Source organism: Planococcus versutus, assembly GCF_001186155.3.
In the GTDB taxonomy this organism is placed as follows: domain Bacteria; phylum Bacillota; class Bacilli; order Bacillales_A; family Planococcaceae; genus Planococcus; species Planococcus versutus.
Window position 1 is genome coordinate 2,270,101 of sequence record NZ_CP016540.2, and the last position, 12,125, is coordinate 2,282,225.

Annotated in this window: 12 protein-coding genes and 1 tRNA gene; 4 read left to right on the forward strand and 9 right to left on the reverse strand. The window is 38.6% G+C overall.

Annotated features, from left to right (window positions below; all coding sequences use genetic code 11):
• Window positions 1-2 precede the first annotated feature (2 nt).
• Complete coding sequence (locus I858_RS11630; RefSeq protein WP_049693439.1) at window positions 3-1,055, reverse strand: M42 family metallopeptidase; 1,053 nt, start codon at window positions 1,053-1,055, stop codon at window positions 3-5.
• Between the two features lie 182 nt (window positions 1,056-1,237).
• Here I858_RS11630 and I858_RS11635 point away from each other — a divergent pair, with 182 nt between their 5' ends.
• The gene (locus I858_RS11635; RefSeq protein WP_049693440.1) at window positions 1,238-2,803 is read left to right on the forward strand and encodes an ATP-binding protein; all 1,566 of its coding nucleotides are present in this window, start codon (window positions 1,238-1,240) and stop codon (window positions 2,801-2,803) included.
• Between the two features lie 68 nt (window positions 2,804-2,871).
• Here I858_RS11635 and I858_RS11640 read toward each other — a convergent pair whose 3' ends face one another.
• The 6 genes from I858_RS11640 to I858_RS11665 form a co-directional block, all read right to left on the reverse strand.
• Window positions 2,872-3,462, reverse strand: coding sequence for a PepSY domain-containing protein (locus tag I858_RS11640; RefSeq protein WP_049693441.1), 591 nt, complete (start codon window positions 3,460-3,462; stop codon window positions 2,872-2,874).
• Between the two features lie 110 nt (window positions 3,463-3,572).
• Entirely contained in the window at window positions 3,573-4,268 is a 696-nt protein-coding gene (locus I858_RS11645) for a PepSY domain-containing protein (protein ID WP_049693442.1), read from the reverse strand.
• Complete coding sequence (locus tag I858_RS11650; RefSeq protein ID WP_049693443.1) at window positions 4,268-5,638, reverse strand: sensor histidine kinase; 1,371 nt, start codon at window positions 5,636-5,638, stop codon at window positions 4,268-4,270. The genes I858_RS11645 and I858_RS11650 overlap by 1 nt, the downstream gene beginning before the upstream one ends.
• A complete protein-coding gene (locus tag I858_RS11655; RefSeq protein WP_049693444.1) occupies window positions 5,622-6,320 on the reverse strand; it encodes a response regulator transcription factor in 699 nt (232 codons plus the stop codon). The genes I858_RS11650 and I858_RS11655 overlap by 17 nt, the downstream gene beginning before the upstream one ends.
• Before the next feature lie 86 nt (window positions 6,321-6,406).
• The gene (locus I858_RS11660) at window positions 6,407-7,795 is read right to left on the reverse strand and encodes an aldehyde dehydrogenase (protein ID WP_049693445.1); all 1,389 of its coding nucleotides are present in this window, start codon (window positions 7,793-7,795) and stop codon (window positions 6,407-6,409) included.
• Between the two features lie 87 nt (window positions 7,796-7,882).
• Window positions 7,883-8,806 (reverse strand): Gfo/Idh/MocA family protein, encoded by a 924-nt coding sequence (locus I858_RS11665; protein WP_049693446.1) that lies wholly within the window; start codon window positions 8,804-8,806, stop codon window positions 7,883-7,885.
• Window positions 8,807-8,924: 118 nt separating this feature from the next.
• On the opposite strand from I858_RS11665, the gene I858_RS17225 reads away from it, so the two are divergent.
• The 3 genes from I858_RS17225 to I858_RS11675 all read left to right on the forward strand — a co-directional run bounded on the left by I858_RS17225 (window position 8,925) and on the right by I858_RS11675 (window position 10,124).
• A complete protein-coding gene (locus I858_RS17225; RefSeq protein WP_204249423.1) occupies window positions 8,925-9,065 on the forward strand; it encodes a hypothetical protein in 141 nt (46 codons plus the stop codon).
• A gap of 171 nt (window positions 9,066-9,236) precedes the next feature.
• Window positions 9,237-9,965, forward strand: coding sequence for a thermonuclease family protein (locus I858_RS11670; RefSeq protein WP_049693447.1), 729 nt, complete (start codon window positions 9,237-9,239; stop codon window positions 9,963-9,965).
• 86 nt (window positions 9,966-10,051) lie between these two features.
• A tRNA-Val gene (locus tag I858_RS11675) sits at window positions 10,052-10,124 on the forward strand.
• A gap of 44 nt (window positions 10,125-10,168) precedes the next feature.
• Here I858_RS11675 and I858_RS11680 read toward each other — a convergent pair.
• A complete protein-coding gene (locus tag I858_RS11680) occupies window positions 10,169-10,531 on the reverse strand; it encodes a YolD-like family protein (protein WP_049693448.1) in 363 nt (120 codons plus the stop codon).
• A 13-nt stretch (window positions 10,532-10,544) separates the two neighbouring features.
• On the reverse strand, window positions 10,545-11,804 hold the full coding sequence (locus I858_RS11685) for a Y-family DNA polymerase (RefSeq protein ID WP_157886546.1): 1,260 nt from the start codon (window positions 11,802-11,804) through the stop codon (window positions 10,545-10,547).
• Window positions 11,805-12,125 lie beyond the last annotated feature (321 nt).

Consider the following 12,125-nt stretch of genomic DNA (forward strand, 5'->3'; position numbering starts at 1 on the left):
TCTTATGAAACCAGTGGAGACAACACGTATGCATGAAGCAATGCTGCCGCCGCTTGTAATGAATCGGTATGTGTGCGCTCATACGAATGAGAAGCCTCAATTCCTGGACCAAACAAAGCATGTTTAATATCATGACCTGCACTGATCGCAGCAGATGCATCCGATCCGTAATACGGATAAATATCAACTTTATAATCAATGTTATTTGTTTGAGCTAGCGAAATTAAATGACGTGTTAATCCGTAATGATAAGGGCCACTTGAATCTTTTGCACAAATAGACACCGTATATTCATCTGATTCTTGTCCATCACCAATTGCACCCATATCAACCGCAATGTATTCTTGTGTTTCTACTGGAATGCTAGCATTTCCGCCGTAGCCAATTTCTTCATTGTTAGAAATATAGAAATGAGTCGTGTGCGGAAGTTGTTCTTTTGTTTTACTCAAGTGTTTTACTAATTGAAGCAATAATGCTGTACTTGCCTTATCGTCTAAATGGCGTGATTTAATATATCCAGAAGCTGTCGTTTCAAACCTTGGGTTGAATGATACAAAATCTCCCACTTCAATGCCCAAACCCTGCACTTCTTCTTTCGAAAAAGCTTTTTCGTCTAAACGCACTTCCATATTGTCTGCGCTGCGTTCAGCAGTACCGGCATCTTTATAGACGTGAACAGTTGTTTGATGCAAAAGAATCGTTCCTGAGATTGTCGACCCATCTGCTTTATGTATAAGGCAATTTTCACCTTCGATGGCATTAAATTTAAAACCACCAACCAATGATAGTTTCAAGCGACCGCTTGGCTTGATTTCTTTTACCATTGCTCCAAGTGTATCAACATGTGCTGTCAACAACCGATGCTGATTTTGGTTTTTTCCTGGTATTGTCGCAATTAAGGCTCCTTTATGAGTCGTTTTGTACTCAACATTCCAGTCAGTCAACAACAAACTGATTGTTGACATAACATCCATCGTATAACCAGATGGACTTGGAATTTCTGCTAACTCTTTTAGTAAATCGATCGTTTCGTTTTTATTCCATTGATAAGTCATCATTATCACTCCTCGATCTTTTAATCATATCAAAATCTAAGATATTCGGACAGTCCTGACTTGTAGTATTATAATATAAGTTAGCTGATAGTTTTCAGTTTTTGTTTGAACATGTAACTCTAATCTTTTGCTAATTAGCAATGCATTTATCCAATTTAAAAGTATAAACTTTGAGGTGCTTAATGGAAAGTAAAGTTATCAATCGAAAAAGAAGTCAATTATTCGTTCATATTTATGGATTTTTGAGTATTTTTCACTTCCTGCTTAATCATTTAATCTACATGAATGCTGCTATCGTTTCTCCTGTTTTTGGAATAATTTCTTATGTTTTGTTACTGATACTCATGGTCAAAATGAACGATCTCAGTATCCAGTATGCGATTCTTTTTGCGATGAATTTATATATCCTTATTTTAAACTTCGAATCCTTGTCGCCTATCACACTTGTCTATTTTATCGTACCTATCATTGCAGGCGCTTTATACAATGATACAAAACCCATTCTTATTCTTGGACTTGTAACAATTATTGAATTCGCATTTCTCCTTACCATATACGATCGCTTTAAAACAGGTGGCACATTGTCTTATACACAAGTGTCTATTCTTATTTTCACACTATCCGTATTTTCGCTTACTGTGCTTCACAGCTTTTACTTTAGTAGGTACTGGAAACAATTAGAACTCAAAAATGCTTCAATGGAAAAGGCTTTGCTGTCAAAAGAAGGGTATTTGCAACTTTTTTTCGAAACAGCTAAAGATGCGATCGCTGTTTTTGATTCAGACGATCGAATCATCGCGGTAAATCCTGCTTTTGAAGAACTGTACGGATGGAATTCTGAAGAATGCATCGGACAAATTTTGCCGCTTTATCCAGAAGATCACAAACAAGCTGTCGATGCTCGCACACAACAAGTTCGAAAAGGAAAAAGTTACTCTTTGTTAGAAACAGAAGATGCTCGAAAAGACGGCAGTCGCTTTCATGCACAAGTGACTTTATCACCTATTTATGATGATTCAAAAAAAGTAATTGCGACTTCTATTATCTCACGCGACATGAGCTATCAAAAAGAGTCAGAGAAGCTGATTATCCAATCTGAAAAACTCAAACTTGCTGGAGAAATTGCAGCAGGAGTTGCCCACGAAATTAGAAATCCTATGACAGTGATTTCAGGGTTTATTCAACTTATGCATCATGATCCTAAAAATATGTTCCCGGCGTATACTGAACTTATTCAGTCCGAGTTAGACCGCATCAACTTGATCATTAGTGAATTTTTAGTTTTAGCCAAACCACAAGCTGCCGTCTTAAAAGTATTCAGTGTTCAAAAAGCGTTAGATGATATCCTTCTGTTATTTAGTTCTGAGCTAAATATGAACGGCATTCAATTAAGTAAAAACTGGGAAAAAGTTATTTCATTTGAAGGTGAAGAAAATCATTTGAAGCAAGTGTTCATCAATTTATTGAAAAACGCTGTTGAATCAATGGAACAGCCTGGAGAAATTTCTGTCACGTTAAAAGCTGAAGATGAGAAGATGTTTTCTGTTAGTTTTGAAGACTCCGGAAACGGGATTTCTGAAGAAGATTTAACTGATATATTCGAACCTTTCTATACAACAAAAGCAACGGGCACAGGGCTTGGATTGCTGGTTTCACAAAAAATCATTCAAGAGTATAACGGCTCACTCTCAGTGACAAGTAAAATAGGAGTTGGAACAGTCGCAAAAATTTTACTGCCATTATATTAAAAAAGCTTCGCTGGAAATCACATGATTTCCAGCGAAGCTTTTTAGTTTTTCGTTATTTTTTAGTTTGATTAGTCACGATCATCATCATCAACATCGTCTTCGTCTTCGTCTTCGTCATCGGACTCAATTTTTAAAATAGCACCGTCTTTCGCATCGACTTCGATTTCATGTTCAATTGTGCCATCTTGAACTTCTATCTCATAATAAGCAATACCGTTTTTTGTTTTCAACTCAAATCCATCGAATGTGCCATTGACTTGTTCTAAAGCCACTGCAATTGCTTGATCAGAGCTGATCAGTCCTTCTGTTGCAATCGTATCAGTAGACTCTTTAGCATCATCAGCATCTTTTTTCTCACGGGTTTCTTCGATTACTTCTCCCGTATAAGCGTCAAAGTCAAAATCATATTCATAGCCATCAAAATCAACTTCTACTTCGTAATGTGCTTTTTTATCGTCCATATCCAATTCGATATCGGTAATGTTGCCATTTGCTCGTTCAAGTGATTTTGCTGAAATTTCCTCGATACCGACTAACTTTTCAGTAGAGACTTTCTCGGTATCATTCTTCACTTCTGTTGATGTTTGTGAATTGGCTAATGCAATGCCCCCGAAAGCTAAAACTCCCACTGCTAATGGAATATACATTAATTTTTTCATGTAACTTCTCCTCCTCATTTGTTGTTACTCTTACTATAACTTTGTCATCTGAGTAGAAGATTAAAGCTTTATGAGAGTTTGATGAGAAATTCACGAAGATTTCGTTAGCTTCAATTATCCCACTCGACAGTCATAGTATTGCCTCGAACAGCATGAATTTGAATCGTTGCTTCCTGATCTGTTTCTTCGTTTTCAATTTCCACTAAGTAATACCCGCCGTCTTCTGTTTCTTCAAAATCGACGTCTTGCACTTCGCCTTCTAATGTTTTTTTCGCTCGCTTTATCGCTTCGTTGCGTGTAATGATTCGATCGGGTTCTGACTGCTCTACGCCTTCATCTGTCGCAACTGGCTCTTGCTTAATTGAACTGACTTTTCCTGACTTGGCCGACAAAACAACTATTGATAGTTGTTTGTCATCTTTAATGTGAACTGCATACTCATCTTTTTTCTCTTTATACTCAATGTTTTCGATACTACCTGGTACTCTTTCTAGTGCAATTTTTTCAATTTGCTGTTGGGTAAAAGTTTCAACAGTTTGTGCTTTTTCGATCAGCTCGACTGACTCTACTTGGCCACTTTCCCGATTAACTTGTGCTAAGTAAAGACCCTTGTCTCGTTGAAATTCCACTTCGTATTTATATTGTCGCGCGGTCGTTTTTTCTGGTTTTCCTCCGTAAAGACTAATAACAGTTTTAGTTGCCTGCTCTTTTGTAATAGCTTGCGAAGACTGAGGCACCAGTAAGAAAAGTAACACGACCGCTCCAAGCAAGATAGTGGCTGCTGAAAGTATCACTCTTTTTCGCATTATAACCCCTCCTGCTTTGAGTATACTTCTTCCACATTAAAATCCTCTGTGAAGACGAGAGAAACTGTAGTCCCGACATGTTCAATACTTTCGAGTTTGATGGATATCTGTAAGGAATCAGCAAGCTGCTTAGCTAGTGAAAGCCCCAATCCAAATCCTCCTGTATCGCGACTTCTTGCTTTATCTACACGATAAAATCGTTCGAAAACGAATGGCACTGATTCTTTTGGAATTCCTATTCCTCTATCACAAATTCGAATTGCAAGATGGTCGTTCTGCTCAACAATTACTTCTACTTTGTCAGAACTGTATTTTCTAGCATTATCCAACAAAATATAAAGCAATTGCTTGAACTTTTCAACATCTGTGACAATCGGTAATAGCTCTTTTTTTGCGACTAATTTAAACTCTCGGTCATAAGCGGTGTTCATTGCAGTAACAGTTTGTTCCAATAAGCTGTAAGCATCGACTTCTGTCCAGTCTACGTATGATTCGCTGCGCCGAGCAATATGCAATAAACGGTCAATTAAAGCTTTCATCCGATCGGTTTCTGCTCGAATCGCGGCTATACTTTCTTCCGCAATTTCTTTGTCTTGCATGCCTTGCCGCTGCAGTAATTTGGCATAGCTTCCAATGACCGTAAGTGGTGTTTTTAGTTCATGAGAAGCATTCGACACAAACTCTTCTTGCTTAGAATAGTTTTCTTCTAGCAAGCTTATCATTTCATTAAAGGTACTCCCCATTTGAGCCAGTTCATCATGAGAATCTCTTTCGATCAATAGCTTTTCAAACTTACCGTTACGCTGAATGCGCGTCATGGTAGTCGTTAAATTTGTAATCGGCAATGTCACAATTTTCCCCAGTACGATACTAGAAATAACTACTGGAATCATTGCAATTAATGTTCCGACGAGTAATACGAGTCGCAATGTAGTTAAATTATTCGTCGTCTCGTGTAAAGACTGCGCCACAGTCACTTCTGCTACATCTCCGTCTGTCCAAATAAGTGGTGCTTTTACATACGCAAACTGCTTTCCTTTTATAGTTAGAGTTCCAGATTGTTCTTCCAAATCAGTAGGCAGTTCGATGGTTACAGATGGTGACTGAATGGGTGACATTTTTTTGTTATCAGGAGTTGTTACTTGAACAATTCCATCAACTGGTACATAAGCACGCAATACCGTACTTGGATCGGTTCTTTCAACTTTATTAAATTCGGCTACTAGTGCGTTTGTTTCTGTTTGAAGTTGAGTAACTTCTGTTGAGTAAGTCAATCGACTAAATGAAAAATAAATAACAACAGCTAGCACCACTAAAATGACAAGCATCAGCAATGTAGAAGAAATGTGAATTTTATTTTTCAGTTTCATTGAGTTGCTCCTTTAGCACATATCCGACACCGCGAACAGTTTGGATATACGTTGAACTTTCACCCGCGTCTACTTTTTTTCTCAAGTAACGAATATAGACGTCAATCACATTGGTATCTCCGTAATAATCATACCCCCATACCGCATTGAGCACTTGCTCACGACTAAGCACTTGCTGTGAGTTTTTGATTAAATAAAGCAGTAAATCAAATTCGCGAGGGGTCAATTCAATCATGCGTCCTCGACGGTTTACATCACGTGTACTTTCATTCATTTCTAAGTCATGAAAGCGGTGAAACGAGGCATTTTGACTGCCATTAGACAAACGCAAAAAGGCACGAATTCTAGCCAGCACTTCTTCGATTTCAAACGGCTTTGTTATATAATCATTTGCGCCTAGATCTAAGCCTGCTACTTTATCTTTGACATCGTTTTTGGCTGTCAGTAAAATAACCGGGATTGTTTTATCAGAAGATCGAATCCGTTTCAAGACGTCCAATCCATGAATTTCTGGCAACATCAAATCGAGCAGGATCAAGTCCCAAGAATGCTCTCGAAATTGAATTAGGCCTTCAGATCCTGTATGTGCAACACCTGTTTCATATCCTTCAAATTTCAGTTCCAATTCCAATACGCGGGCAATGCTTTTTTCATCTTCAACAATTAAAATACGTTCTGCCATTGCAATCACCTCTTGTCTTCATCATAGCAGATATTCGAAATGCACAAACAGTTCTACAAACGAAAAAAAAACGACCCGGAGGCCGTTTATTTTAATACTGTTTTGATCCATTTTGCTTTATTTTTATAAGGAGGGAATAATAGATTTGTCGATAGTTTAGTTGATTTTTTCAAAATGGCTTTAGCGTGTGTAAATGTATCGAAACTCGCTTTTCCATGATAAGAACTCATTCCCGATGTACCAACTCCACCAAATGGCAAGTACGCGCTGCCCACATGCGAAACGGTATCGTTAATACATCCTCCGCCAAACGGCAATTGATCTAAGAAAAACTGTGTTGCTCGCTCGTTTTCTGAAAAGAAATAAGCCGATAACGGTTTAGGCAATTTACGAATTTGATGGACTAAGACCGGTAAATCGGTGTAGCTGATAATTGGCAAAATCGGTCCAAAAATTTCATCTTCCATAGATGGGCTATTCCATTCTATGCGATCTAGTAAGACCGGTTCAATGTATAAGTCATTACGATCTACTTTACCGCCATAAATAACATGATTGCCTTCTTTTCGAATAATTTCTGCTAAACGATCAAAGTGTTGCGTGTTAACGATGCGACCATAATCTGGACTTTTTTGTGCATCCTTGCCATAAAAATTTTGTATCGTTTTTGTTAATTTTTTTATAAATTCATCTTTCACTGATTCATGCACACAAACGTAATCAGGTGCCACACAAGTTTGTCCGGTATTCATCAATTTGCCCCAAGCAATTCGTTTTACTGCCAAATCGATATCTGCCGTTTGGTCTATAATCGCTGGACTTTTACCGCCGAGCTCTAAAGTAATTGGTGTTAACCGCTCGGACGCTGCTTTCATAATCACTTTGCCAACATTGACACTGCCGGTAAAGAAAATATAATCAAACGAAGCATGAATCAAAGCCGTTACTTCCTCTTTTTCACCTTCAACTACGCGAATGTAGTAGGAAGGAAATGCTTCTTCCACAATGTCTCGTATTACTTTAGCAACATGTGGCGTTGCTTCAGACGGCTTAACAATGGCACAGTTGCCTCCCACGATTGCACCGATTAACGGCTCCATTACCAATTGAAACGGATAGTTAAACGGTCCAATAACCAAAACAGAACCATAAGGCTCACGAATAACAAAGCTCTTTGATGGCTGAAGATGAATCGGTGTTTTAACAGATTCAGGTTTCATCCAGTCTTCTACGTTTTTTATCATATTGCCAATGCTATCAAGTACAAATCCAACTTCTGTTGCATAAGCTTCAAATTCACTTTTTCCTAAATCGTTCTTTAATGCATTAATGACCGCAGTTTCGTTAGCTTGGATAACAGTTTTTAATCGATATAATTGCTCGATTCGAAAACTCGCTGATTTTGTGTCCCCTGTATAATAATAAGCACGTTGTTCTTCAATCATGTGTTCTACGTCAGTTGCAGTAAAATTCATTGTCCATCCCCCTCTAAGTCTCTTCAGTATATCAAGCAAAGTATTCTATAAGCTAAACTAACGCTCATACTTGTCTTCCCCAATAATCTACTCTATTAACAAATGATCGATATACCGTTGAACAAGCAAGCCTTCTTCAAAGTCTACCAAAACCGTTGAGTATTCATTCATTTCTTCAAAAAGTGATGGTACTTCTTCAAATTCACTAATCAGCTGACGATCTTCTCCCGCTGTTGACTGGTAAAGATTTGTCCAGTTTTCTAACGTTAACACACCTTGTTTGCCGTAAATTTTAAACTGCAACAACTCCTTTTGCCCAATATCACTAAGTCCCGTTAGTAAAAATGGAATTTGCTCTTTGGTCAGTCCGTGTGCAATAATTCCTGTTTCGCATTTATCTGCCTGCTGCGGATAGGTAATGTGATGAGAAGTAAAATTCAACTCATTAAACAGCCGATTCATTAATTGAAGATAATGTGGAAAAACTTCACGGACAAATCCACCTTGACTGCGTGAACCAATCCACGGATTTCGCTGCCAACGTCTCGGCCAGTCTGGAAAAAAAGTTTGAAGTTCGATACGAACAACTTTGCCGATTGCTCCTGATTTAACACGCTTTGCTAACTCTCGAACTGCAGGTGCATACATTAATGGAAAATGCATAGCTGTTTGCACACGATTATTTTGAACAGATTCCACCATCATTTCGCCATCAGCTACATTGTGCGCCAATGGTTTTTCACAAAGAATATTGATTCCTGCACTTGCTGCTAAGTTTGCAATTTCTGCATGATAAGCAGGAGGTGTCGCAATATATACCCAGTTGATATCTGAGTGGAAAACCTCTTCGATTGAGCTCGCCATTGGGATGTTGTACATTTGACTAATTTCTGTAAGTCGTTCAGTTTGTTCATCATAAACCATTTTTATTTCCACATGACTTTCTTGCTGAAGTTGTTTAATGATTCGTTCTCCCACAATTCCTGCTCCAATGATACCAATTGAAATCATTTGTACTCTCTCCTTTTACTGTTTTTCAGCTTTTTATATTTGGTGTTTATAAGTGTACCCTTTAAGGGTATAGAATAGTCAAACAATACCATCTGTTATAAACTGAGGAGGTTATATAATGAACGAACTAACAAAATGGTGGGAACCAATTTTTACAGGACAATTAGAAGTAGGTGTCGATAAAGAAAAATTGGAAAACTTAACAGAAGAATCGCTTTTATACTACACCGAACATCCAATAGCAGAGCCTGCACGTTGATCGATGACGGTTGCTAAATTATATTTCGTATACATAAAAACACTTGTTTCTTTACTGAAACAAGTGTTTTATTTTGCAGTCAATTGACCATGCTGTCTTAAAACGAACTGCCACCGGATAGCCAATTGATTTGATTTTTCGTATACTAAAAGAACGAAAGCAGGGATGGCAATGAAACTAAAATTTATGATACTGGCTTTACTTTTTCTATCAGGCTGCGGAATGGCTGGATCCGTTGACACGCCAAATACCACTGATCAAATCGATGTAAAAGTTACAAAAGTCATTGATGGCGACACTATCAAAATTATATACGAAGGCGATGAAGTAACGGTTCGGTATTTGTTAATTGATACACCAGAAACCAATCATCCGCGCTTAGGCGAACAACCGCTTGGCAAAGAAGCGACAAAAGAAAACAAACGACTCATCGATTCAGGCGATGTTACGATTGAATTTGACGTTGGTGACCGCTTTGATGATTACGATCGGTTACTTGCCTATATCTACGTAGATGGCAAAAGTGTTCAAGAACAAATGATTGACGCAGGTCTAGCGAGAGTCGCTTATGTGTTCCCGCCGAACACGCGTTACTTGGATCAGTTTGAGCACGCAGAACAACTGGCGAAAGAAAACGAAGCAGGAATTTGGCAATATGAAAACTACTCCACTGACCGGGGCTTTGATGCAGATGCTTATGGACAGAAGTCTACTGGAAATTCACCGCCCACTAGGTCTGACCAACAAAACAGCAACTGCGATATTAAAGGCAATATTAACCGCAGCGGCAATAAAATTTACCACTTGCCAAGCGATTCTTCCTATGAACAAACCAATCCAGAAGTGTGGTTTTGTTCTGAGCAAGAAGCACAAGATGCAGGCTTTAAAGGCTTAGAGTAGTAAGGTACAAAACCCTATTTTGTTTGTTCACCAACTATTGACTTTTTCTAAGGACGAGCTATAATTAGATTTGTCCTTAAAATTGCGATTCCTTAGCTCAGCTGGGAGAGCGCTACCTTGACAGGGTAGAGGTCGCTGGTTCGAGCCCAGTAGGAATCATAAACAGTAACCGCACAGCCCTATGGCTTGTGCGGTTTTTTCTGTTAATCAATCATAAAGATTCCAACTACTTCGTCTATTGGCAGTCTATACTTTATATTGGTCTCTACACAAACGAGCACTTGATTGTTCGTATCAAGATTTCTAATTGTTCCGCGTTGTTCGTAAATAACACCTTCTTTCCAACTCTGGATCAGTACTTCACATTGACGCTTGAAGGCAATATCTAGTTCTTCTTGCAGTAGCCGCAAATCGTCATCCGTTAACTCAGGTTTCGCTACTAGTTCTTCTTTTGCATACCATTCCCGGATCATGTCGACGTGCTCTGGCAGCATTAACGCTGTCCATTTAATACGTCCACGATCTTTAATGTCACCTACCACTTTTAAATGCTTATTGCGCTTCATTAGACAAACCTCCTTATTCTTTATTGTGTCCCCCAATTAATTTTGTTCGGGCAATCGCGGTACCTGCCTGTGTAGCGGATATGCCGCGGTAAATCGCTGAATAGCCGTATCTTTTGCGAATTCTATCCATCACTTCTCCAAGCTGTCTGTTTTCAAATTTTTTTTCATCAAAGAGGCTTAACTGCATCGACGACTCTTCTTCTAAATTGCTGATAGCTAGTGAAATTTGCCGAACTGGCTTGTGTTGAAAATGTTCTTGGAAAAGCTCTTGGCAAAGTTGGTACATTGTCAACGTATCGTTTGTCGCTTCGTCAATAGAACGTGAACGAGAAAAGCCACCACCAAATGCCGTCTTACTGTAAACGATGCTCAAATGGACTGTTCGTCCTGCACGTCTTGCTTGGCGTGTGCGCATCGCAACATCTTCACACATTTCTAAAATAACTGTCATGATGTCTTGTTCTTCTATGTAATCTCGGTATAAAATTTGGCCTTTTCCGTAACTGACTTGTCCTTCAACTAAAGACGAACCCATGTCCGACAAATCAATACCATTGGCGTGTTGATGCAATTGATTGCCTAAAATACCAAACTGTTTTTCTAAAACAGCAACACCTGTGCATGCCAAATCTCCTACTGAAAAAATACCCATGCTGTTTAAGGTTTTTTCTGTGCGCGATCCAATTCCCCACATTCGGCTCAAGGGTTGAACCGGCCATAATTTTTTGGCCACATCGTCAAATGACCAATAAGCAAATCCCGTTTTTTTTGCCTCCAAATCCAGTGCTAATTTTGCTAGCAGCATATTTGGACCCCCTCCAACGGAAGATGGCAATTGAAAAAAATCCAATAGCTCTTGCTGAATCCGAAGCATCGTAGCTATTGGAGGACCCCATAATTTTTCAGTACCTGTTAGCTCGATAAAACTTTCATCCACACTGTAAATATGAATCGATTCTTTTGGCGCATAGCGTGCTAGTAATTCTGTAATCGCCATGGACTTTTGCAAATACAGTTTCATTTTGGGTTCTACTAATAAAATATCTTGATGATTAGGAACTTCATAAAGCCGCGTGCCAGTTTTTACACCAAATCGTTTTTTCATCATCGGTGATGCAGCTAATACCACACTGCCTTTACGTTGTGGATTGCTGACAACCGCAAGACAAACTTCCAGAGGGTCTAGTCCAAGCTCTACCGCTGAAACACTGGCGTAAAAGCCACACATATCGATGCAGAAGATAGAAGCTTCGGATAACGCTTGCTTCACCATCATAATCACCTCATAAAATAGGAACATTTGTTCTTATTTTATACTACAACGATCTTAACAGCAATCCTTTTTTAAGAAATTAAAATTTTTGATTTTAAAAACAGCAAACCTTATCGTCAATCGCTAAATTTTCTAACAACTTTACATTTATCAGTGAACAAGATATGATAAATCTAGTAACAAGTTCGACATCCACCGTTCTTATAAGATTGGTAAATCAGTAAGAATCATTGGGTGCCAAACCCACTACAAGCTTTAGGAACAAAGTTTGCTTTGAAAAAGTCATCGCCTTCGGGTGATGGCTTTTTTCATTTCCTTTTA

What these genes read in the sequence shown, in the direction of transcription:
- I858_RS11630 (WP_049693439.1), bottom strand. Translation starts at nt 1,055, where the DNA reads ATGACTTATCAATGGAATAAAAACGAAACGATCGATTTACTAAAAGAG.
- I858_RS11635 (WP_049693440.1), top strand. Translation starts at nt 1,238, where the DNA reads ATGGAAAGTAAAGTTATCAATCGAAAAAGAAGTCAATTATTCGTTCAT.
- I858_RS11640 (WP_049693441.1), bottom strand. Translation starts at nt 3,462, where the DNA reads ATGAAAAAATTAATGTATATTCCATTAGCAGTGGGAGTTTTAGCTTTC.
- I858_RS11645 (WP_049693442.1), bottom strand. Translation starts at nt 4,268, where the DNA reads ATGCGAAAAAGAGTGATACTTTCAGCAGCCACTATCTTGCTTGGAGCG.
- I858_RS11650 (WP_049693443.1), bottom strand. Translation starts at nt 5,638, where the DNA reads ATGAAACTGAAAAATAAAATTCACATTTCTTCTACATTGCTGATGCTT.
- I858_RS11655 (WP_049693444.1), bottom strand. Translation starts at nt 6,320, where the DNA reads ATGGCAGAACGTATTTTAATTGTTGAAGATGAAAAAAGCATTGCCCGC.
- I858_RS11660 (WP_049693445.1), bottom strand. Translation starts at nt 7,795, where the DNA reads ATGAATTTTACTGCAACTGACGTAGAACACATGATTGAAGAACAACGT.
- I858_RS11665 (WP_049693446.1), bottom strand. Translation starts at nt 8,806, where the DNA reads ATGATTTCAATTGGTATCATTGGAGCAGGAATTGTGGGAGAACGAATC.
- I858_RS17225 (WP_204249423.1), top strand. Translation starts at nt 8,925, where the DNA reads ATGAACGAACTAACAAAATGGTGGGAACCAATTTTTACAGGACAATTA.
- I858_RS11670 (WP_049693447.1), top strand. Translation starts at nt 9,237, where the DNA reads ATGAAACTAAAATTTATGATACTGGCTTTACTTTTTCTATCAGGCTGC.
- I858_RS11680 (WP_049693448.1), bottom strand. Translation starts at nt 10,531, where the DNA reads ATGAAGCGCAATAAGCATTTAAAAGTGGTAGGTGACATTAAAGATCGT.
- I858_RS11685 (WP_157886546.1), bottom strand. Translation starts at nt 11,804, where the DNA reads ATGGTGAAGCAAGCGTTATCCGAAGCTTCTATCTTCTGCATCGATATG.